This is a genomic window from Escherichia sp. KS167_9B (assembly GCF_030295215.1).
Lineage (GTDB): Bacteria > Pseudomonadota > Gammaproteobacteria > Enterobacterales > Enterobacteriaceae > Escherichia > Escherichia coli_F.
Window position 1 is genome coordinate 466,445 of the sequence record NZ_AP025754.1, and the last position, 22,594, is coordinate 489,038.

Here is a 22,594-nt window from a genome sequence, read left to right on the forward strand (position 1 = left end):
GGGGGAAATGCCGGGTTGGATAACCCGGCATAATGATCATTAACGCAGAATCTTCTTCTCAGCCAGATCCAGCGCAAAGTAGCTGAAAATCAGATCCGCACCCGCACGCTTAATCGAACCTAAACTTTCGAGCACCACTTTTTCTTCATCTATAGCACCCGCCAGCGCAGCGAACTTAATCATCGCGTACTCACCGCTCACCTGATACGCACCAATCGGCAATTCAGTACGCTCACGCAGCTCACGCACGATGTCGAGGTACGCTCCGGCTGGTTTAACCATCAGGCAGTCTGCGCCCTGGGCTTCATCCAGCAGTGACTCACGAATCGCCTCACGACGGTTCATTGGGTTCATCTGATAGCTTTTGCGGTCGCCTTTTAATGCGCTTCCGGCAGCTTCACGGAACGGGCCATAAAAGGAGGAGGCGAACTTGGTCGAATACGACATAATCGCCGTATCTTTAAAGCCCGCAGCGTCCAGCGCCTGGCGAATCGCTTGTACCTGGCCATCCATTGCGGCGGAAGGGGCGATGAAGTCTGCACCTGCAGCAGCTGCAACCACGGCCTGCTTGCCTAAATTTTCCAGGGTCGCGTCGTTGTCCACGCCATGCTCACACAGCACACCGCAGTGACCGTGAGAAGTGTATTCACAGAAGCAGGTGTCTGACATGACGATCATTTCTGGCACGGTCTGTTTACAGATGCGCGACATACGCGCCACCAGACCATCTTCCCGCCAGGCATCGCTGCCGGTTTCATCGGTATGGTGAGAGATGCCGAAAGTCATCACGGAACGAATACCGGCGTTGGCGATGCGTTCAATTTCGCGTGCCAGATGTTTCTCTGGAATGCGCATCACGCCTGGCATGGCTTCAACGGCTTTGTAGTCGTCAATTTCTTCTTCAACAAAGATCGGCAACACCAGGTCGTTAAGGCTAAGTGTTGTCTCTTCAAACATAGCGCGCAGCGCAGGAGATTTGCGCAGGCGACGAGGGCGTTGGATTAGGTCTGTCATGGTCTGCCTGATGTTTGTGGAATCGAGGAGCATAGTATACCTGAAGCAGGGTGGGGATGTTTTACGAAAGTTGTCGTGATGTTGATAAGAAGAGAATGAATGAGAGGTCAGGACATCTTTGTAATAGAAATAGCAATAAATTTATATTCATTGAAAATATTTTTAATTTTTATTTATAGCTATAGATTATTGTTTTTGGGGATTTGGTGACGTTTTCAAAAAGTGAATAACGTAAAGTTCATTGGTTATTGATAGATTATTTGTCTGTTTTAGTTGTTTTATATTTTCATGGTCTATGTTTTAAAATTAACGCTTTCATTAACGTATTGAAATATTGTGTTTTTGTTATTTCTTTCTGTGTGTGTGTTCACGTGCTTTATATATGTCCGCAATCGGACTTAGGGGAAAGAATAATTGAACCATTCCTCTATAACGCCGCATAATCGTAAACGCGAAACATAATATGTTTTCTATGCATTGATAATTGATGGATCAACTTATTACGTCCCTGAGGAGGGATGACAAATGCACTCCTGGAAAAAGAAACTTGTAGTATCACAATTAGCATTGGCTTGCACTCTGGCTATCACCTCTCAGGCTAATGCAGCGACCAACGATATTTCTGGTCAAACTTACAATACTTTCCATCACTACAACGACGCCACCTATGCTGATGACGTTTACTATGATGGTTATGTAGGCTGGAACAACTATGCCGCTGATAGCTATTACAACGGCGATATCTACCCGGTCATTAATAACGCTACTGTTAACGGCGTGATTTCTACCTACTATCTGGACGACGGTATTTCTACCAATACCAATGCCAATAGTCTGACAATCAAAAACAGCACTATTCACGGTATGATTTATTCCGAGTGCATGACAACTGATTGTGCTGATCGTGCGGATGACTACTACCATGATCGTCTGGCGCTGACTGTTGATAATTCAACAATCGACGACAACTACGAACACTACACATATAACGGCACTTACAATAATGCCGCTGACACTCATGTTGTAAATGTATTTAACATTGGTACTGACATCACTCTGGATCAGGAAGTTGATCTGTCCATCTCTAATAACTCTCATGTAGCTGGTATTACGCTGACTCAGGGTTATGAGTGGGAAGATATCGACGACAACACTGTCAGCACTGGTGTAAACAGCAGCGAAGTATTTAATAACACCATCACTGTTAAAGATTCTACCGTGACCTCTGGTTCATGGACTGATGAAGGTACTACTGGTTGGTTTGGTAATACTGGTAATGCTAGTGATTACAATGGTGATGGGTGGAATGCTGATGATGTTGCATTAGCTGTTATTGCACATCCATATGCTGATAACGCTATGCAAACCACTGCAACATTCGACAATTCCACACTGATGGGCGATGTATTCTTCTCAAGTAATTTTGATGAGAACTTCTTCCCACAAGGTCGTGATAGCTATCGTGATGCTGACGGTGATGTAGATACTAACGGTTGGGATGGTACTGATCGCCTGGATCTGACCCTGAACAATGGCAGCAAGTGGGTCGGTGCGGCAATGTCTGCGCATCAGATTGGTGTTGATACTGATGACGATGGTGTAAATGACTCCTATACATATGGAATCAATACTGAAGCCACTGCAACTCTGATCGATATCGCAGCTAACAGCCTGTGGCCTTCATCAACTGTTGGTGTAGAAAACAGCGACTCTGAATACAGCGAATTTGATCACATCATCGGTAATGAAGTTTACCAGAGCGGTCTGTTCAATGTGACCCTGAACACCGGTTCACAGTGGGATACCACCAAAACTTCTCTGATCGACACCCTGAGCATCAACAGTGGTTCAACTGTTAATGTTGCTGATTCAACGCTGATTTCTGACTCTATCTCTCTGACTGGTCTTTCTGCGCTGAACATCAATGAAGATGGTCATGTTGCAACTGATTCACTGACTATCGACAACAGTACCGTAACCATTTCTGATGAAGTTTCTGCTGGCTGGGCTGTAGGTGATGCTGCTCTGTATGCCAACAACATCAAAGTGACTAACGACGGTATCCTGGATGTAGGTAACACTGCTGCGAATGCTCTGCAGGTTGATACTCTGAACCTGACCAGCACTACTGATACCAGTGGTAACATTCACGCAGGTGTGTTCAACATCGAAAGCAACCGCTTCGTACTCGATGCCGATCTGACCAACGACCGTACCAACGATACTACCAAGTCAAACTACGGTTATGGCTTAATCGCAATGAACTCTGATGGTCACCTGACCATTAACGGTAACGGCGATAACGACAACACTGCTTCTATCGAAGCTGGTCAGAACGAAGTTGATAACAACGGTGACCATGTTGCAGCTGCAACCGGTAACTACAAAGTTCGTATCGACAACGCTACTGGTGCTGGTTCTATCGCTGACTACAACGGCAACGAGCTGATCTACGTCAACGACAAAAACAGCAACGCAACCTTCTCTGCTGCTAACAAAGCTGACCTGGGTGCATACACCTATCAGGCTGAGCAGCGTGGTAACACCGTTGTTCTGCAACAGATGGAGCTGACCGACTACGCTAACATGGCGCTGAGCATCCCGTCTGCGAACACCAATATCTGGAACCTGGAACAAGACACCGTTGGTACTCGTCTGACCAACTCTCGTCATGGTCTGGCTGATAACGGCGGCGCATGGGTAAGCTACTTCGGTGGTAACTTCAACGGCGACAACGGCACCATCAACTATGATCAGGATGTTAACGGCATCATGGTCGGTGTTGATACCAAAATTGACGGTAACAACGCTAAGTGGATCGTCGGTGCGGCTGCAGGCTTCGCTAAAGGTGACATGAATGACCGTTCTGGTCAGGTGGATCAAGACAGCCAGACTGCCTACATCTACTCTTCTGCTCACTTCGCGAACAACGTCTTTGTTGATGGTAGCTTGAGCTACTCTCACTTCAACAACGACCTGTCTGCAACCATGAGCAACGGTACTTACGTTGACGGTAGCACCAACTCCGACGCTTGGGGCTTCGGTTTGAAAGCCGGTTACGACTTCAAACTGGGTGATGCTGGTTACGTGACTCCTTACGGCAGCATTTCTGGTCTGTTCCAGTCTGGTGATGACTACCAGCTGAGCAACGACATGAAAGTTGACGGTCAGTCTTACGACAGCATGCGTTATGAACTGGGTGTAGATGCAGGTTATACCTTCACCTACAGCGAAGACCAGGCTCTGACTCCGTACTTCAAACTGGCTTACGTCTACGACGACTCTAACAACGATAACGATGTGAACGGTGATTCCATCGATAACGGTACTGAAGGGTCTGCGGTACGTGTTGGTCTGGGTACTCAGTTCAGCTTCACCAAGAACTTCAGCGCCTATACCGATGCTAACTACCTCGGTGGTGGTGACGTAGATCAAGACTGGTCCGCGAACGTGGGTGTTAAATATACCTGGTAATATTCTTCACTCTGAAGAAATAGGTTATTTAATCTAAATAATGCCCGTCAAGGATTTGACGGGCATTACTGCAAAGGACGCGCAAATGTTATCTGTAGTTAAACCTCTTCAGGAATTTGGTAAGCTCGATAAATGTTTGTCCAGATATGGCACGCGCTTCGAGTTTAATAATGAAAAGCAAGTTATATTTTCAAGTGATGTCAATAGCGAAGATACTTTCGTTATTTTAGAGGGCGTTATCTCTCTGCGTAGAGAAGAAAACGTACTTATCGGTATTACCCAGGCTCCTTATATTATGGGACTGGCTGATGGTTTAATGAAAAACGATATACCATACAAATTAATATCAGAAGGAAATTGTACGGGATATCATCTGCCAGCCAAACAAACCATTACCCTTATTGAACAAAATCAACTCTGGCGAGACGCTTTTTACTGGTTAGCCTGGCAAAATAGAATTCTGGAATTACGCGATGTGCAGCTCATTGGACATAATTCCTACGAACAAATCCGCGCCACGTTATTATCAATGATTGACTGGAATGAAGAATTGCGCTCACGTATTGGCGTGATGAATTATATCCATCAACGTACACGCATATCGCGTTCTGTCGTCGCAGAAGTTCTCGCTGCTTTACGTAAAGGCGGCTATATCGAAATGAATAAAGGCAAACTGGTTGCTATCAACCGTTTGCCTTCAGAGTATTAATCAGGACGCGGGGATGACCAACGGTTTATTCCCGCTCAGTTCAGTCACCAGGTCATTGATGCCATCGCTCATATTTTTAAAGCGCGTCAATGGCGAACGAGTAACCACCACAAACGCGCCAATATTCTTCTGCGGGATCATCGCCATATAGGTAATGAAACCGCCACCACCACCTGTCTTCTGAATAATCCCCGGACGACCCTCTTTCGGGGCCATATATACCCAGCCTAAACCAAGCGCATCCGCTTTGCCGGGGACATCCATGCCAATCACTTTCGTAAACTGCGCGCGCTGATAAATCAACGTCTGCATACGATCTGCCTGGTTACTGCGCTGATAAAAATCAGATGACAAATATTGCTGCATCCAGCGCATCATATCGCCAGGCGTGGAATAGACTCCGCCGCTGCCAATTGCCGCCAGCGTGTTATTGCATGGACTGGCACCGCGCTCTGCAACCATTAAACGGCGGCACTGGTCCGGCGAGGGGGTGTAGGTGGTGTCTTTCATCCCCAATGGACGGGTAATCTGCTCTTCAAACAACTGGGTATAAGGCTTGCCGGAAGCATTCGCCAGTGCATCTGCCAGCAGGTCGAACGCAAGGTTAGAGTATGCCGCCTGACTGCCTGGCGCGGCTTTCAGCTTCGCCGTAGAAAGGTATTTCCAGCGTTGCTCGCGCGTTGGCCAGACAAACACTGGACGATGTGCCACACCTCCCGGCTGTTCACGGGGCAGGGCACTGGTATGGGTTGCCAGATTCACCAGGGTAATAGGCGTGCCATTGTAAGTCGGCACGCGTGCGCCTGGTGGAGCATATTTACTTAGCGGATCGTTTAACTTCACGGTCCCCTGGTCGAGCAATTTCACCAGCAACTCACTGGTCATTAGCTTGGTAAGCGAAGCAATACGCACGACCGAATCCAGCTGCGGGCGAACATTATTACCCGGGCGCGTTTCGCCATAACTGCGAAAGACGCGCTGGTTACCGTCGATAACAACCAGCGCCATCCCCGTGGCACCACTGCCATAAAAAATATGATCGGCATAACGATCGACAATATCAGAGGCGAACTCCGGTTCAGTGATCGGCTGCGCCGCATGGACGGGGGTCAATAACGCCGCACAAAGCACGGCAGAAAAAAGCAGACTACGTTTCAACGGTGGTGTCCATAGATTGAATGAAGGTAACTGAGCGTATTTATACTACTCATTGATGGATTGCAAAGGGCGAATTAGTGCAATAATAGTGTTAAAAACGTAACGGCGCGTAAACACGATCTTTTTCCTGCTCACCAATGCCTGCATTTGTGATCCTGCGCGTGTTAATCCGCTAATGTAAACAATCTTTGGTTTGTGAAATCCGTCGAAACAATTCTTATGGTCAGGCTGGCGAACTATGCGCCTTGCTATGGGTCACAATGGGCGGTTTCATTTGGCTGATTCTTTGTAGCGGTCATGCGGTTAATACACAGCAGTTGTTAAAACGATAAGAAGTTAGCAGGAGTGCATATGTTTAAGTCTTTTTTCCCAAAGCCGGGAACGTTTTTTCTCTCGGCCTTTGTTTGGGCATTGATTGCCGTTATCTTCTGGCAAGCCGGTGGGGGGGATTGGGTGGCGCGCATCACCGGAGCTTCCGGGCAGATCCCAATTAGCGCCGCGCGTTTCTGGTCGTTAGATTTCCTGATTTTTTACGCTTACTACATTGTTTGCGTAGGGCTTTTTGCACTGTTCTGGTTTATTTATAGCCCGCATCGTTGGCAATACTGGTCAATACTCGGTACTGCGTTGATAATCTTCGTCACCTGGTTTTTGGTGGAAGTTGGAGTTGCCGTCAACGCCTGGTATGCGCCGTTTTATGATCTGATTCAAACTGCGCTAAGTTCGCCGCATAAAGTCACTATCGAACAATTTTACCGCGAAGTGGGCGTCTTTCTGGGGATTGCGCTGATCGCGGTGGTGATCAGTGTGCTGAACAACTTCTTTGTCAGTCACTACGTGTTCCGCTGGCGTACGGCGATGAACGAATATTACATGGCGAACTGGCAACAACTGCGTCATATCGAAGGTGCCGCCCAGCGTGTGCAGGAAGACACCATGCGTTTTGCTTCAACGCTTGAGAATATGGGCGTCAGTTTTATCAACGCTATTATGACGTTGATCGCCTTCCTGCCGGTACTGGTAACGCTCTCTGCGCATGTGCCAGAGCTGCCGATTGTCGGGCATATTCCGTATGGTCTGGTGATTGCTGCTATCGTATGGTCGTTGATGGGGACCGGATTACTGGCAGTGGTTGGGATCAAACTGCCGGGACTGGAGTTTAAAAATCAGCGTGTAGAAGCTGCCTACCGTAAAGAGTTGGTTTATGGTGAAGACGATGCATCGCGCGCGACGCCGCCTACGGTACGCGAGCTGTTTAGCGCCGTGCGGAAAAACTATTTCCGCCTCTATTTTCACTATATGTATTTCAACATCGCCCGCATTCTCTATTTGCAGGTCGATAACGTTTTCGGTTTGTTCTTGCTGTTTCCGTCGATTGTTGCCGGTACGATTACGCTCGGCCTGATGACGCAGATTACCAACGTTTTTGGTCAGGTTCGCGGTGCTTTTCAGTACCTGATTAACTCATGGACCACGCTGGTTGAGTTGATGTCTATCTACAAACGTCTGCGCAGCTTTGAACATGAGCTGGATGGTGACAAAATTCAGGAAGTAACCCATACCTTGAGTTAAAAAGGAGAAGTAATGTCGCGCGTCAATCATCTATCTTCGCTTTCGTTGTTGGCGGTTCTGGTTTTAGCAGGGTGTAGTAGTCAGGCTCCGCAACCGTTGAAAAAGGGCGAAAAAGCGATAGATGTGGCGAGCGTCGTGCGGCAGAAGATGCCCGCGAGTGTGAAAGACCGCGATGCCTGGGCGAAAGATCTTGCCACCACGTTTGAAAGTCAGGGGCTGGCACCGACGCTGGAAAATGTCTGCTCGGTGCTGGCGGTGGCGCAACAGGAGTCAAATTATCAGGCAGATCCGCCCGTTCCGGGCTTAAGCAAGATAGCATGGCAAGAGATTGACCGTCGTGCCGAACGGATGCACATCCCTGCTTTTCTGGTTCATACCGCGCTAAAAATCAAATCGCCAAACGGCAAAAGTTATAGTGAGCGGTTAGATTCTGTGCGTACAGAAAAGCAATTAAGCGCGATTTTTGACGATTTGATCAGCATGGTGCCAATGGGGCAGACGCTGTTTGGTTCGCTTAATCCAGTGCGTACCGGTGGACCGATGCAGGTCAGCATTGCGTTTGCCGAACAGCATACCAAAGGGTATCCGTGGAAAATGGACGGTACAGTCCGTCAGGAAGTCTTCAGTCGCCGCGGCGGATTGTGGTTCGGAACTTACCATTTACTGAATTATCCCGCCAGTTATAGCGCGCCGATATACCGTTTTGCCGATTTTAACGCTGGCTGGTACGCCAGCCGTAATGCCGCTTTTCAGAACGCGGTCAGTAAGGCCACTGGCATGAAGCTGGCGCTGGACGGTGATTTAATTCGTTACGACAGTAAAGAACCTGGGAAAACAGAGCTGGCAACGCGCAAACTGGCAGGCAAACTGGGGATGAGCGACAGCGAAATTCGCCGTCAGTTAGAGAAAGGGGACAGCTTCTCTTTTGAGGAGACTGCGCTGTACAAGAAAGTTTATCAACTTGCCGAAGCGAAAACGGGTAGATCACTACCCCGCGAAATGTTGCCCGGCATCCAACTGGAAAGCCCGAAAATTACCCGCAATCTGACTACGGCCTGGTTTGCGAAGCGCGTAGACGAACGGCGGGCGAGTTGTATGAAACAGTGATCAAACAGGAACGTCTTGCCAGATAAGGCGTTTTAGGCGGCATCTGGAAACGTAAATCTTACTGGCGGCGATGTCGCCAGTGCAGCCATAGCGCCACCACTGCAAAAATGAAGCAGCCAATTAAAAATGGGATCAGCCCGAAAATGGTACCGACACCTAAACCAATTTCCACCCGTGGGCGGCCTGTTTCCTGAGCCTGCATTAAACGCTCATAGACGCCGGGCGCATGCACTAACAGGTTCAGCAATTGCGCCCCAGCCCAAAAGCAAAACAGCACAAACAACGCATAGGCAATGTTGCCAGGCGTAGAAGAGGCATTGCGATATTTTCCGCTAAACAGCGATTTTGACAGGGTGAAATCAGCCATAAAAACCTCCGGAAGTCATCTGCTTCTCTTCTGGTGTCATACCAGCGGCTTATGGCAAGTCTGACAGGACATTTAGATTGTCAATATCAGAATCATGGTAAATTGATGTTGGGAATATTCCCGAAGCGGGAATATTTGTCACGAGTCACAAAACGGTAACTTTAAGTTAAATTTTTTAACGATACGGGAAATGCTGTCTACCCCACAGACGTAAGTTATCGATTATGCGAAGATGTTATTTTTCGTTAACGGAGCTGCCATGAGTCTGCCTGTAAAAATTCGCCGTGACTGGCACTACTATGCGTTCGCCATTGGCCTGATATTCATTCTTAATGGCGTGGTGGGGTTACTGGGATTTGAAGCAAAAGGTTGGCAGACCTATGCCGTTGGTCTGGTGACGTGGGTGATTAGTTTCTGGCTCGCGGGGCTGATTATTCGTCGTCGCGATGAAGAAACTGAAAACGCCCAATAACAGAGGACTGGGCGTTCTGGGGGCTGACAAAGTGCTCGTTGTTTTTGCCGGATGCGGCGCGAACGCCTTATCCTGCCTACAAAATCAGTATATTGCAATTATCTTGTAGGCCTGATAAGCAAAGCGCATCAGGCAATCTTACAATCTTAAATGCCCAATTACAGTTATTGGGCATTTAAAAATTACATTGTGGTTTTCAATGCGTTATCCGCAGCGTGACGCTCCAGCGCCAACTCGATCAGACGTGTGATCAGGTCGGTGTAACCCAAACCGCTGGCTTGCCACAGCTTCGGATACATACTGATGTTGGTGAAGCCTGGCAGTGTGTTGATCTCGTTGATCACCACTTCGTTCTCTGGGGTTAAAAACACGTCTACACGCGCCATGCCTGCGCATCCCAACGTCTGATAAGCCTGAACGGCAATCGCCCGGATCTTATCGTTGATTTCTGGCGCAATGGCTGCCGGAACTACCACTTTCGCGCCATCTTCGTCAATGTACTTGGTGTCGTAGGCATAAAAATCGCTGGTTAGTACGATCTCGCCACAGGTACTGGCTTGCGGATTGTCGTTGCCCAGAACCGCGCATTCGATCTCACGACCTTTGATCCCTTGCTCAACGATCACTTTATGATCGAACTCGAACGCCAGATCGACGGCAATTGCGTACTCTTCTTCACTGGTTACTTTGCTGACACCAACAGAAGAGCCTTGGTTAGCGGGTTTTACAAACAGCGGTAACCCCAGTTTTGACTTCACTTCGGCAAAACTGATGTTTTGACGATTGGTGCGTGTCAGGGTAATAAATGGCGCAATGTTCAGCCCGGCATCGCGTAGCAGACGTTTGGTGACATCTTTATCCATACAGGCTGCTGACGCCAGAACATCAGAACCCACAAACGGTAAATTGGCGACCCGCAGCATTCCCTGCAAGGAACCATCTTCGCCTAGCGTACCGTGAACAATCGGGAAAATGACATCCACCGTCGGCAATGGCTGACCGTTTTGCGCGTCGATAAGCTGATGCTCATGTTTACCAGGCACCTGCGCAAGACTGGTCGCCGAAGGGCGCAACGCAATATGGGCAGGATCGTCTGCATTTAGCAGATAATTGTTGGCATCGCTGACGTGCCATTGCCCTTGTTTATCAATGCCCAGCAGCACAACGTCGAAGCGACTTTTATCAATGGCATCGACAATGTTTTTTGCCGATTGCAAAGACACTTCATGTTCCGCTGATTTACCACCAAAAACGATTCCTACCCGCAGTTTTTCCATCTTGAAAACCTATCCCGTCTAACACAAAGTGCATACATTACCACGACAAAACGGGGGATTCGCGGCCTTATGACAGAATGTTGCAATCTTCTACTGACAAAGTGTGCAACGTACTGGTGAAGAAAGTGCGTTATCTCAAAGATGTGCGCAAGATCACAAAAATGATGAACGGGAAGCTAATTTATTCCTGGTTTAAATGGCCATGCAGTGAGTTTTTTTCTCTTAATTATAAGTTAGCAAAGAGAATATATTTCATAACTTTTACTTATAATAAAGGTTGATAATTAAAAACCTATACTTTGTATGGTTACTTATTTAAATAAGAGAAACGTTTCGCTGATAAATATGGAAAAAATATTTGTGCAAAGTATTTCATTCGTCATAAAAATACTACCTCCAGACACTATGAAGTTGTGAAGCATAATGTTAACTTCTCCATACTTTGGATAAGGAAATACAGACATGAAAAATCTCATTGCTGAGTTGTTATTTAAGCTTGCCCAAAAAGAAGAAGAGTCGAAAGAACTGTGCGCGCAGGTAGAAGCACTGGAGATTATCGTCACTGCAATGCTTCGTAATATGGCGCAAAAATGACCAACAGCGGTTGATTGATCAGGTAGAGGGGGCACTTTACGAGGTAAAGCCCGATGCCAGCATTCCTGACGACGATACGGAGCTGCTGCGCAATTATGTAAAGAAGTTATTGAAGCATCCTCGTCAGTAAAAAGGTAATCTTTTCAACAGCTGTCATAAAGCTGTCACGGCCGAGACTTATAGTCGCTTTGTTTTTATTTTTAATGTATTTGTACATGGAGAAAATAAAGTGAAACAAAGCACTATTGCACTGGCACTCTTACCGTTACTGTTTTCCCCTGTGACAAAAGCCCGGACACCAGAAATGCCTGTTCTGGAAAACCGGGCTGCTCAGGGCGATATTACTGCACCCGGCGGTGCTCGCCGCTTAACGGGTGATCAGAGCGCCGCTCTGCGTGATTCTCTTAGCGATAAGCCTGCAAAAAATATTATTTTGCTGATTGGCGATGGGATGGGGGATTCGGAAATTACTGCCGCACGTAATTATGCCGAAGGTGCGGGCGGCTTTTTTAAAGGTATTGATGCCTTACCGCTTACCGGGCAATACACTCACTATGCGCTGAATAAAAAAACCGGCAAACCGGACTACGTTACCGACTCGGCTGCATCCGCAACTGCCTGGTCAACCGGTGTCAAAACCTATAACGGCGCATTGGGTGTCGATATTCATGAAAAAGATCACCCAACGATTCTGGAAATGGCAAAAGCCGCAGGGCTGGCGACCGGTAACGTTTCTACCGCAGAGTTGCAGGATGCCACTCCCGCCGCGTTGGTGGCGCATGTGACTTCGCGCAAATGCTACGGTCCGAGCGCGACCAGTGAAAAATGTCCGGGTAACGCGCTGGAAAAAGGCGGAAAAGGATCGATTACCGAACAGCTGCTTAACGCCCGTGCCGATGTTACGCTTGGCGGCGGCGCAAAAACCTTTGCGGAAACGGCAACCGCTGGTGAATGGCAGGGAAAAACGCTGCGTGAACAGGCGCAGGTGCGTGGTTATCAGTTAGTGAACGACGCTGCCTCGCTGAACGCAGTGACGGAAGCGAACCAGCAAAAACCCCTGCTTGGCCTGTTTGCTGACGGCAATATGCCAGTGCGCTGGCAAGGACCGAAAGCAACGTACCACGGCAATATCGACAAGCCCGCAGTTACCTGTACGCCTAATCCGCAACGTAATGACAGCGTACCGACCCTGGCGCAGATGACTGATAAAGCCATTGAATTGTTGAGTAAAAATGAGAAAGGCTTTTTCCTGCAAGTTGAAGGTGCATCAATCGATAAACAGGATCACGCGGCGAATCCTTGTGGGCAAATTGGCGAGACGGTCGATCTCGACGAAGCCGTACAACGGGCGCTGGAATTCGCTAAAAAGGATGGCAACACGCTGGTCATAGTCACCGCTGATCACGCCCACGCCAGCCAGATTGTCGCGCCGGACACCAAAGCGCCGGGCCTCACCCAGGCGCTAAATACCAAAGATGGCGCGGTGATGGTAATGAGTTACGGGAACTCCGAAGAGGATTCACAAGAACATACCGGTAGTCAGCTGCGTATTGCGGCGTATGGCCCACATGCCGCCAATGTCGTTGGACTGACCGACCAGACCGATCTCTTCTACACCATGAAAGCCGCCCTGGGGCTGAAATAAAACCGCGCCCGGCGGTGAATTTTCGCTGTCGGGTGGTTTTTTTGCGGTTAGCAACCAGACTTAATGGCAGATCACGGGCGCAAACGCTCATGGTTAAAACATGAAGAGGGATGGTGCTATGAAAATAACATTACTGGTTACCTTGCTTTTCGGACTGGTTTTTTTAACCACCGTCGGCGCTGCCGAGAGAACCTTAACCCCGCAACAACAGCGTATGACCTCCTGTAATCAGCAGGCGACGGCGCAGGCGTTGAAAGGGGATGCTCGTAAGACCTACATGAGTGATTGCCTGAAGAACAGCAAGTCTGCGTCTGATGAAAAAAGTTTGACGCCACAGCAGCAAAAGATGCGCGAATGTAATAATCAAGCAACGCAACAATCTCTGAAAGGTGATGATCGTAATAAGTTTATGAGTGCCTGCCTCAAGAAAGCCGCGTGATACCTGATAGTGCTAACGGGTGAGCTACGAAAATGGCTCACCCGAAATTTCATACTTCTGCCTTTAGCCCCGTCTCTATAATTTGGGAAAATTGTTTCTGAATGTTCCCAAAAATAATGAATGATGAAAACTTTTTCAAAAAAGCGGCGGCGCATGGGGAGGAACCTCCTTTAACTCCTCAAAACGAACATCAGCGGTCCGGGCTGCGCTTCGCCCGTCGCGTCAGACTACCCCGCGCGGTTGGCCTGGCTGGCATGTTCTTACCGATTGCTTCAACGCTGGTTTCGCACCCGCCGCCGGGCTGGTGGTGGCTGGTGTTGGTCGGCTGGGCGTTCGTCTGGCCGCATTTAGCCTGGCAGATTGCGAGTAGGGCTGTCGATCCGCTTAGCCGGGAAATTTATAACTTAAAAACCGATGCAGTATTAGCGGGAATGTGGGTAGGCGTAATGGGCGTAAACGTGCTGCCTTCCACCGCGATGTTGATGATTATGTGTCTGAATTTGATGGGGGCAGGCGGCCCCCGTTTGTTTGTCGCGGGTCTGGTGTTGATGGTGGTTTCCTGCCTTGTCACCCTCGAACTGACGGGTATCACCGTGTCGTTCAATAGTGCGCCGCTGGAATGGTGGCTCTCCCTTCCCATTATCGTCATTTATCCTCTGCTGTTTGGCTGGGTCAGCTACCAGACGGCGACTAAACTGGCGGAACATAAACGCAGGTTGCAGGTCATGAGTACCCGCGACGGTATGACGGGCGTGTATAACCGACGTCATTGGGAAACGATGTTACGCAATGAATTTGATAACTGTCGGCGGCATAACCGCGATGCGACATTACTGATTATCGATATCGACCATTTCAAGAGCATCAACGATACCTGGGGCCATGATGTGGGCGATGAAGCGATTGTGGCGCTTACCCGACAGTTACAAATAACCCTGCGCGGTAGCGATGTGATTGGTCGGTTTGGCGGCGATGAGTTTGCGGTGATCATGTCCGGTACGCCAGCTGAGAGCGCCATTACCGCCATGTTACGGGTGCATGAAGGGCTAAACACGTTACGTTTGCCGAATACGCCACAGGTAACATTACGGATTAGTGTGGGGGTTGCGCCGCTGAATCCACAAATGAGTCACTATCGGGAGTGGTTGAAATCGGCAGATTTGGCGCTCTACAAAGCAAAGAAAGCAGGACGTAACCGCACCGAAGTGGCGGCCTGACGTCCGGCAAAAATCATCAGGATTTGCTGAGTTTTTCTGATTTTTCCATACACTTCGTCATCGCTTCGATTACTGCGGCACGGAAGCCTTTCTCTTCCAGTACGCGTACCGCCTCAATGGTGGTGCCTCCCGGTGAGCAGACCATATCTTTCAGTGCCCCCGGATGTTCTCCCGTTTCCAGCACCATTTTTGCGGAACCCATTACCGCCTGAGCGGCAAATTTATACGCCTGGGCGCGTGGCATCCCGCCCAGCACGGCGGCGTCGGCCATCGCTTCGATAAACATAAAGACGTAGGCTGGCGAAGAACCGCTCACACCGACCACCGGGTGGATCATCGGCTCGGCAATTACTTCCGCTTCGCCAAAGCAGCGGAAAATATTCAGCACATCAGCGGTATCTTCTGGGGTTACCAGCGCGTTTGGCGTTACGGAGGTCATCCCGGCATTAACCAGTGCGGGAGTGTTCGGCATGGCGCGGATAATTTTCCGGTCATGGCCCAGCGCGCGGGCAAGCTGGTCGAGCGTGACACCTGCTGCAATAGAAACGACCAGAGAGTCTTTATTCAGGCTGGAGGTGATTTCGCTAAGCACTTTAATCATGATGCCTGGTTTAACGGCGGCAAAAATGATGTCGGCGATTTGCGCCACTTCTTGCGCCGATTCTGCGGCGTTGATGCCGAACTGGTCATGCAGGGCGGCGACTTTATCCGGGGAGGGGGTATATACCCAGATTTGCCCTGGAAGCACCTGACCGCTGGCAATCAGACCGCCGAGAATGGCTTTTCCCATATTGCCGCAGCCAATAAAACCGATTTTCTTTTCCATTGCCTCACTCCTGCCGTGAAATTCATTGTTTTGATAATCGCTGGCAGAAGCATAAACAGAACTATGCCGGAAGGCAAAAGCGCGACACAATAGAGAATTACCCAACAAAGGATGACTTTATGACAATTTGGGTGGATGCCGACGCGTGTCCCAATGTAATTAAAGAGATTTTGTATCGCGCGGCTGAACGTATGCAGATGCCGCTGGTACTGGTAGCAAACCAGAGTTTACGCGTACCGCCTTCGCGATTTATTCGAACGCTGCGCGTCGCGGCAGGTTTCGACGTTGCCGATAACGAAATTGTCCGGCAGTGTGAAGCTGGCGATTTGGTGATCACCGCAGATATTCCTTTGGCTGCTGAAGCCATCGAGAAAGGCGCTGCGGCGCTTAATCCACGCGGCGAACGTTACACACCAGCGACCATTCGTGAGCGCCTGACGATGCGCGATTTTATGGATACCTTACGCGCCAGTGGGATCCAGACCGGGGGACCAGATAGCCTTACACAACGTGACCGCCAGGCCTTTGCCGCGGAGCTGGAGAAGTGGTGGCTGGAAGTGCAACGTAGTCGTGGCTGAATGTAATTTATTATTTACACTTCATTCTTGAAAATTTATTGGTATAGTAAGGGATGTATTAAAATTTTCACTTTAAGTGGAATTTTTTCTTTACAATCGAAATTGTACTAGTTTGATGGTATGATCGCTATTCTCATGACACCGGCTTTCGCCGCATTGCGACCTATTGGGGAAAACCCACGATGACACAACCTCTTTTTCTGATCGGGCCTCGGGGCTGTGGTAAAACAACGGTCGGAATGGCCCTTGCCGATTCGCTTAACCGTCGATTTGTCGATACCGACCAGTGGTTGCAATCACAGCTCAATATGACGGTCGCGGAGATCGTCGAAAGGGAAGAGTGGGCGGGATTCCGCGCCAGAGAAACGGCGGCGTTGGAAGCGGTAACTGCGCCATCCACCGTTATCGCCACGGGCGGCGGCATTATCCTGACGGAATTTAATCGTCACTTTATGCAAAATAACGGGATCGTGGTTTATTTGTGTGCGCCAGTATCAGTCCTGGTTAACCGACTGCAAGCTGCACCGGAAGAAGATTTACGGCCAACCTTAACGGGGAAACCGCTGAGCGAAGAAGTTCAGGAAGTGCTGGAAGAACGCGATGCGCTATATCGCGAAGTTGCGCATATTATCATCGACGCAACAAACGAACCCAGCCAGGTGATTTCTGAAATTCGCAGCGCCCTGGCACAGACGATCAATTGTTGATTTTCGAGCGCCTATACTTAACGTTCATCCCGTGAAATAAGGAAGAACGATGCCAACGAAACCGCCTTATCCTCGTGAAGCATATATAGTGACGATTGAAAAAGGAAAGCCAGGACAGACGGTAACCTGGTACCAACTCAGAGCCGATCATCCTAAACCAGACTCGTTGATCAGTGAACATCCGACCGCTCAGGAAGCGATGGATGCGAAAAAACGCTATGAGGACCCTGACAAAGAGTGACCGCATCAGACTGCTCGGAAGGGATTCTGAGTGCCACCACAAGGGATCTGCGTCACATTTTTCACAATTCATGTTTTTCAAATAATTAGAATATTAAACAATAACAATCCATTACTGGAATCATTTGGAATCTTTACATTATGCCGTGCAGGTCTGCTGCTACGCTTTTTGTCATTTGTAGCACAGGTAAGTGTCGGCAGTGGTGCTTAGCGCTTGCCTGGTAATTAACGACGAAATAAAAGTAAGGTGGAAGAACAATGAGTGCGTCGTTGGCGATCCTGACCATCGGCATTGTACCTATGCAGGAAGTTTTGCCGCTCCTGACAGAATACATTGACGAAGATAATATTTCCCATCATAGCCTGCTGGGGAAGTTAAGCCGCGAAGAAGTGATGGCGGAGTACGCGCCAGAAGCAGGCGAAGACACAATTCTCACATTATTAAATGACAACCAGCTGGCCCATGTTTCGCGTCGCAAAGTGGAGCGAGACCTGCAAGGTGTGGTTGAAGTGCTCGATAATCAGGGTTACGACGTCATTATATTAATGAGTACGGCAAACATTAGTAGTATGACCGCGCGTAATACGATCTTTCTTGAGCCGTCGCGAATATTGCCACCGCTGGTTTCCTCTATTATTGAAGATCATCAGGTGGGGGTTATCGTTCCGGTTGAGGAGATGCTGCCCGTTCAGGCGCAAAAATGGCAAATTTTGCAGAAATCGCCGGTATTTTCATTGGGTAACCCCATTCATGATTCGGAACAAAAAATCATTGATGCCGGGAAAGAATTACTGGCAAAAGGCGCAGATGTCATCATGCTGGATTGTTTGGGATTTAACCAGCGTCATCGCGATTTACTGCAAAAACAGCTCAATGTTCCTGTCTTGCTCTCTAACGTATTGATTGCAAGGCTGGCAGCGGAATTGCTGGTGTAATTTTGCGTGACAGCCAGCGCCTCTGGCCCCTATAGTGAAGTAGATGTTCAACTACCAGACAGGGCCAGTTTATGCTTCAAAGTAATGAGTACTTTTCCGGCAAAGTGAAATCGATCGGCTTTTCCAGCAGTAGCACTGGCCGCGCCAGCGTAGGTGTTATGGTTGAAGGCGAATACACCTTCAGCACCGCTGAACCGGAAGAGATGACGGTAATCAGTGGCGCGCTGAATGTTTTACTGCCTGACGCGACCGACTGGCAAGTGTATGAAGCCGGTTCGGTGTTTAATGTTCCCGGTCACAGCGAGTTTCATCTGCAAGTTGCCGAACCCACCTCTTATCTGTGCCGCTATCTGTAATTCCTCGCCTTCCCCATGAACGGGAGGGCATTTTTCTGAAATATCCTCTCTTTAACCCATAATAATATTTCCTTTGCTGCGATTTTTTCGATTTCCGATATATTCATAATTCATCAAGGTTGATATAAATATCAGTGAAGATTATGAATAGAATTAATATATTGGTCATCTGTATGGTCGTATTTTTTATGACTGGCAATGCATGTGCCACAGAGTGGATCAGTAGCGAGGACCTTATCACCTCTGACTTTCATCTTATGACGGCAGATGAGCGCAACGTGGTTAAAGCGGCAACCAACGATAGTATGGAAGCTGCTTATATGCTAAAAGATAATATCCGCTGGTATTATCATAATGGTGACCTATCATTACCCACTAACTTCAGCAATCAGCATAAACTGGTGGTGAACGGTAATTTAACGATTTCCGGCGATTATGATGATTATCTGTCAGGTAATGGTCATCTGATTGTATTAGGTAATGTTATTGTCGATAACTTTATTAATCATGATTTCGCGTATGTCAAAGGGCAGATGACAGCAAAAGGTTTAGTTTATGCTGATTATAATGATCACAACTTTGAAGTGATGAAAGGAATTAACGCGCGAGGCATTATTGTTTCCGATAAAGCAACGCAATTTGAGGTCATCAAAGCTGAGTTTTATATCAATGAAGATGAAAGCGGTGAAGAATATAACTGGGACGAGAATATTCAAAAAGCCTATTCACTGGTGACGCCTAATCTTTATGATCATAGTGAAATCGAAACCGATAATATTTCCAATGCGTATCCTGACTATGATAGCGTCGTAGACAATATCGTTCAGGGTTTACCTCTTTTTCGAGATAAAGCTGCTCCTGAAATTAATGAGAAATTAAAATGGATTGAAACGGGGAAACTCGATAATTTCCTTGCGGATAAAATAAAGCATGAAGATCCACTGGTGGCACGTTTTCTGACTCATATAGAAAGTTTGTCAACCGCCGTTATGCTGCAACTGTTACAGCACCCCGATGACCAGACGCGTGAATCAATGGCGCAGTCCTGGCCTGCTCAACACATGCATTTGCTTACCGATGAATTAATTAAAGATGAAGCTGTTGCCAGAGGACTGGTTAAAAACAGCAATATATCCGCCGAAGTGAATAAAAAATTAATGTCTGTACCCGTCGAGAGCGTACAGCTGGAGCAGGCCAGACAGGATAATCTTTCTCCTGATATTGTTGTATCGTTAAGTCAAAGCCCTTTTCTCAGTGTGCGCAAGACATTAATCAGCCATTACGATTACGCCTGGCTGGTTCCAACTGCAGTGGTTGATGAATTGATAAATAGCGAAGATCTGGAGTTACGCGAAAGAATTACCGGAACCGATTTAACCGCACAACAAGCGGTGTTGTTGAGTAAAGATAAATCGCTGAAAGTTCGTCAAGCATTAGCCCGGACGCTTACTGAACTAAAAATCACCCAACTGTCAGCGACCCTGAGGACAGAGGATGTTGAACGTATCGCAGAACAAATGTATCTGGATAATAAAGAAAATAAAAATATCGTGAAGGCGTTATTGGTCGCTTTGCCGGAGTCGCGTCAACTGACTTTGGCAAAAGAAGATGTGCACAATTTACGTGACGGCATGCGTTATCTGACCTCGAAGGAAGTGATTAGTTATCTACTGAATCAGCATGACATTCCCAGCATCTGGTATGAGCTGGCACGCGATAAATTGTTACCTCTGGAGTATAAGAAACAATTATGGCAACACACCTTAAAATTAATGATGAGTAAACGGCAAGAAGATCAAGAGCAAGCCTACGAAGTACAGCTGGCGCTGATTGATAATGGTATTATTGACGAAGAGATGCTTAATAATGCTATCGATTTACTGGTTTATTTACCTGCTGAATACCGCTATCGGATGCGAAACCAGTTATTTGATAATAAAGATTTACCCTCCGGAATTATCAACAAACTCGATCAACAGTATCGTTTTAACTCTGACTGGGCGTTGTCTGTTGTCAGTATGAAAAATAGCACCCGTAGACAAAGTGAAAGAGGATTACACCGCTGGAATCATGAGGAAAGCGATATTTTTGCGGAGCTGGATACGATAAAAGATAAATCAGATGATGAATGGTGGTGCGGATTGCTGAAAAGTCACAATGATCATTTGCGGCAGACGGCGTTGCGCAATGTACATACCCCAGCCTCTTTGTTAACGACATTGACTGAGTCACAGGATCGGGCGCTGGCTATTAATAATCCACAGTTGGCTGCCGATGTGAAAACGGCGTGGTTAAAAGAGGATCCATCATTAATCTTATTTGTCGATCAGCCCGATCTTTCGCAGTTACGTGATTTAGTGAAAACCGGGGCAACGCGGCAAATTCGCAGTGAAGCGCGTAACCGGCTTGAGGAAAAACAATGACACAACGCCCCTGGAGCAAGTTACAGAGGGAGATTTATGACTTACTGACGCCAACGATCAACCTGCAAATTCACTGTACCCGTTATCCCATGCGCAGCCAAAATGGTGGAAGCACCGATTTACCGCGTTATTGGATCACGTTGGATAAAGACGTGATCTGGGATTACCCAAAAGACTTTATGGCAGGCAATGGTGGAGTGCGTAATTTTCATGGTGAAACTTGCTGGTATCCTTATCTGACGGATATTTGTTCAATTTCTGATTTATTGCGTGAATATATTGATACCCCAAAAGCGGAGCTGTTAACGAAACAATTTACCAGCGATAAATGGGGGTTAGTGAATATTCTGCGTGCCGCTGACAGGCGAATAGGGATGAGACGGTTGGATCAGTTACGGCGTAAAACGCATAATATTGCTGCGCTAAAAATTATTGCCCGCCGTAGCGAATGATTATATGCCTGGTGTGGATTCGTACGCCGGATAAGACGCCGCAGGCGTCGCATCCGGCATTAAAGGCAAATCAGCAATTAACGTTGTGCTTCGCCACCTAATCCTTCGATCAGGTTTTGGATTAATGCTGCCAGTTCACCGGTCATCAGGATGAAATCGGCATCAAAACGTTGGGCAAAATCTTCACGGTCGATATCTTCGTTTTGATCGCGCAGCTCGTCGCAGAACTTCAGACGCTTGAGTGAACCATCGTCGCACATCACAAACTGAATGCGCTGCTGCCAGTCGAGCGCCAGTTTAGTCACCACTTTTCCTGCTTCAATGTGGTTGGTGATTTCTTCGCTGGTCAAATCTTGTTTCTTCGCGCGGATCACGCCGCCATCTTCCAGCAACGATTTCAGTTCGGCTTCATCAAGCAGCTGGAAGCCTTGTGCCGCACTACCAGAGCGTACCCATTCGGTCAGCGTCAGTTCAATCGGGTTTTCCATGCTCAATGGTACAACCGGTAACGACCCCAGGCTTTTACGCAGTAATGCCAGCGTATCTTCTGCTTTTTTGGCACTGGCGCAGTCCACCATAATCAAACCGTTTACCGTGTCGATCCACATCATGGTTTGGCTGAAACGGCTGAAAGCGCGCGGCAGAAGAGAGTGCAGCACTTCATCTTTCAGCGAATCTTTTTCGGTTTTCTTCAGCTTGCGCGCCTGTTCCGCTTCCAGCTTGGCGATTTTTGCTTCCAGCGCCTGTTTAATCACCGGAGACGGGAGGATTTTTTCTTCTTTGCGCGCGCAGATAACAATTTGACCATTGGCAACGTGCGTTAACGCATCGCTGTGCGATCCCATCGGAGGAACCCAGCCCATCTTCGCCATGTCCTGGCTGCCGCATGGGGTAAATGCCATCGAGGCTAGCTGTTTTTCCATCTCTTCTGCACGCAGCGAAATCTCGCGGCTAAGACGGTAAACCATTAAATTTTTGAACCACAGCATGATAATTTCCACGGCCTTGTCGTTAAATTTAGCGGGCATGAT

General features: G+C 48.0%; 22 protein-coding genes and 1 pseudogene. 17 read left to right on the top strand and 6 right to left on the bottom strand.

Annotated features, from left to right (window positions below; translation table 11 throughout):
- Window positions 1–39: 39 nt before the first annotated feature.
- Complete coding sequence (gene hemB, locus QUE34_RS02295) at window positions 40–1,014, bottom strand: porphobilinogen synthase (protein ID WP_001295337.1); 975 nt, start codon at window positions 1,012–1,014, stop codon at window positions 40–42.
- Window positions 1,015–1,539: 525 nt separating this feature from the next.
- On the opposite strand from hemB, the gene ehaB reads away from it, so the two are divergent.
- Window positions 1,540–4,488, top strand: a complete 2,949-nt coding sequence (gene ehaB, locus QUE34_RS02300; protein WP_286338918.1) for an autotransporter adhesin EhaB — start codon at window positions 1,540–1,542, stop codon at window positions 4,486–4,488.
- Between the two features lie 85 nt (window positions 4,489–4,573).
- Window positions 4,574–5,197, top strand: coding sequence for a hydrogen peroxide resistance inhibitor IprA (gene iprA / locus QUE34_RS02305; protein ID WP_001295817.1), 624 nt, complete (start codon window positions 4,574–4,576; stop codon window positions 5,195–5,197).
- Here the strand turns inward: iprA and ampH are convergent, their stop codons facing one another.
- Entirely contained in the window at window positions 5,198–6,355 is a 1,158-nt protein-coding gene (gene ampH / locus QUE34_RS02310) for a D-alanyl-D-alanine-carboxypeptidase/endopeptidase AmpH (protein WP_103253311.1), read from the bottom strand.
- 351 nt (window positions 6,356–6,706) lie between these two features.
- Here ampH and sbmA point away from each other — a divergent pair, with 351 nt between their 5' ends.
- Window positions 6,707–7,927, top strand: a complete 1,221-nt coding sequence (sbmA, locus tag QUE34_RS02315) for a peptide antibiotic transporter SbmA (protein WP_001353414.1) — start codon at window positions 6,707–6,709, stop codon at window positions 7,925–7,927.
- A 12-nt stretch (window positions 7,928–7,939) separates the two neighbouring features.
- Window positions 7,940–9,034 carry a surface-exposed outer membrane lipoprotein YaiW gene (gene yaiW, locus QUE34_RS02320; protein ID WP_103253312.1) on the top strand — a complete coding sequence of 365 codons (1,095 nt, stop codon included), beginning with the start codon at window positions 7,940–7,942 and terminating at the stop codon, window positions 9,032–9,034.
- Window positions 9,035–9,092: 58 nt separating this feature from the next.
- Here yaiW and QUE34_RS02325 read toward each other — a convergent pair whose 3' ends face one another.
- A complete protein-coding gene (locus QUE34_RS02325; RefSeq protein ID WP_000763146.1) occupies window positions 9,093–9,401 on the bottom strand; it encodes a YaiY family protein in 309 nt (102 codons plus the stop codon).
- Window positions 9,402–9,660: 259 nt separating this feature from the next.
- On the opposite strand from QUE34_RS02325, the gene QUE34_RS02330 reads away from it, so the two are divergent.
- Window positions 9,661–9,873 (top strand): DUF2754 domain-containing protein, encoded by a 213-nt coding sequence (locus QUE34_RS02330; RefSeq protein WP_000056900.1) that lies wholly within the window; start codon window positions 9,661–9,663, stop codon window positions 9,871–9,873.
- A 182-nt stretch (window positions 9,874–10,055) separates the two neighbouring features.
- Here QUE34_RS02330 and ddlA read toward each other — a convergent pair whose 3' ends face one another.
- A complete protein-coding gene (gene ddlA, locus QUE34_RS02335) occupies window positions 10,056–11,150 on the bottom strand; it encodes a D-alanine--D-alanine ligase (RefSeq protein WP_032183445.1) in 1,095 nt (364 codons plus the stop codon).
- A 77-nt stretch (window positions 11,151–11,227) separates the two neighbouring features.
- On the opposite strand from ddlA, the gene QUE34_RS02340 reads away from it, so the two are divergent.
- The 5 genes and pseudogenes from QUE34_RS02340 to adrA all read left to right on the top strand — a co-directional run bounded on the left by QUE34_RS02340 (window position 11,228) and on the right by adrA (window position 15,045).
- Window positions 11,228–11,431 (top strand): hypothetical protein, encoded by a 204-nt coding sequence (locus QUE34_RS02340; protein WP_001353412.1) that lies wholly within the window; start codon window positions 11,228–11,230, stop codon window positions 11,429–11,431.
- 181 nt (window positions 11,432–11,612) lie between these two features.
- Window positions 11,613–11,874 (top strand): annotated as a pseudogene (gene iraP / locus QUE34_RS02345) (anti-adapter protein IraP).
- 99 nt (window positions 11,875–11,973) lie between these two features.
- The gene (phoA, locus tag QUE34_RS02350) at window positions 11,974–13,389 is read left to right on the top strand and encodes an alkaline phosphatase (RefSeq protein WP_103253313.1); all 1,416 of its coding nucleotides are present in this window, start codon (window positions 11,974–11,976) and stop codon (window positions 13,387–13,389) included.
- A 118-nt stretch (window positions 13,390–13,507) separates the two neighbouring features.
- Window positions 13,508–13,828 carry a phosphate starvation-inducible protein PsiF gene (psiF, locus tag QUE34_RS02355; protein WP_103253314.1) on the top strand — a complete coding sequence of 107 codons (321 nt, stop codon included), beginning with the start codon at window positions 13,508–13,510 and terminating at the stop codon, window positions 13,826–13,828.
- Window positions 13,829–13,929: 101 nt separating this feature from the next.
- Window positions 13,930–15,045 (top strand): diguanylate cyclase AdrA, encoded by a 1,116-nt coding sequence (gene adrA / locus QUE34_RS02360; RefSeq protein WP_000484048.1) that lies wholly within the window; start codon window positions 13,930–13,932, stop codon window positions 15,043–15,045.
- A gap of 16 nt (window positions 15,046–15,061) precedes the next feature.
- Here the strand turns inward: adrA and proC are convergent, their stop codons facing one another.
- Complete coding sequence (gene proC, locus QUE34_RS02365; protein ID WP_001295331.1) at window positions 15,062–15,871, bottom strand: pyrroline-5-carboxylate reductase; 810 nt, start codon at window positions 15,869–15,871, stop codon at window positions 15,062–15,064.
- Between the two features lie 119 nt (window positions 15,872–15,990).
- On the opposite strand from proC, the gene QUE34_RS02370 reads away from it, so the two are divergent.
- The 7 genes from QUE34_RS02370 to QUE34_RS02400 all read left to right on the top strand — a co-directional run bounded on the left by QUE34_RS02370 (window position 15,991) and on the right by QUE34_RS02400 (window position 21,563).
- Window positions 15,991–16,449 (top strand): YaiI/YqxD family protein, encoded by a 459-nt coding sequence (locus QUE34_RS02370; protein ID WP_103253315.1) that lies wholly within the window; start codon window positions 15,991–15,993, stop codon window positions 16,447–16,449.
- A gap of 182 nt (window positions 16,450–16,631) precedes the next feature.
- Window positions 16,632–17,156, top strand: a complete 525-nt coding sequence (aroL, locus tag QUE34_RS02375; protein WP_000193393.1) for a shikimate kinase AroL — start codon at window positions 16,632–16,634, stop codon at window positions 17,154–17,156.
- A 49-nt stretch (window positions 17,157–17,205) separates the two neighbouring features.
- A complete protein-coding gene (gene yaiA, locus QUE34_RS02380; protein ID WP_001142439.1) occupies window positions 17,206–17,397 on the top strand; it encodes a protein YaiA in 192 nt (63 codons plus the stop codon).
- Window positions 17,398–17,654: 257 nt separating this feature from the next.
- Window positions 17,655–18,332 (top strand): AroM family protein, encoded by a 678-nt coding sequence (locus QUE34_RS02385; protein ID WP_103253316.1) that lies wholly within the window; start codon window positions 17,655–17,657, stop codon window positions 18,330–18,332.
- A 71-nt stretch (window positions 18,333–18,403) separates the two neighbouring features.
- Window positions 18,404–18,688: a pyrimidine/purine nucleoside phosphorylase gene (gene ppnP, locus QUE34_RS02390; RefSeq protein ID WP_000941942.1), complete on the top strand. Its 285-nt coding sequence runs from the start codon at window positions 18,404–18,406 to the stop codon at window positions 18,686–18,688.
- Between the two features lie 143 nt (window positions 18,689–18,831).
- Entirely contained in the window at window positions 18,832–21,111 is a 2,280-nt protein-coding gene (locus QUE34_RS02395) for a DUF2773 domain-containing protein (RefSeq protein WP_129707840.1), read from the top strand.
- Window positions 21,108–21,563, top strand: a complete 456-nt coding sequence (locus tag QUE34_RS02400; protein ID WP_000194192.1) for an SF0329 family protein — start codon at window positions 21,108–21,110, stop codon at window positions 21,561–21,563. The genes QUE34_RS02395 and QUE34_RS02400 overlap by 4 nt, the downstream gene beginning before the upstream one ends.
- Before the next feature lie 77 nt (window positions 21,564–21,640).
- Here the strand turns inward: QUE34_RS02400 and rdgC are convergent, their stop codons facing one another.
- Window positions 21,641–22,552, bottom strand: a complete 912-nt coding sequence (gene rdgC / locus QUE34_RS02405; RefSeq protein WP_001298537.1) for a recombination-associated protein RdgC — start codon at window positions 22,550–22,552, stop codon at window positions 21,641–21,643.
- Window positions 22,553–22,594: the final 42 nt, after the last annotated feature.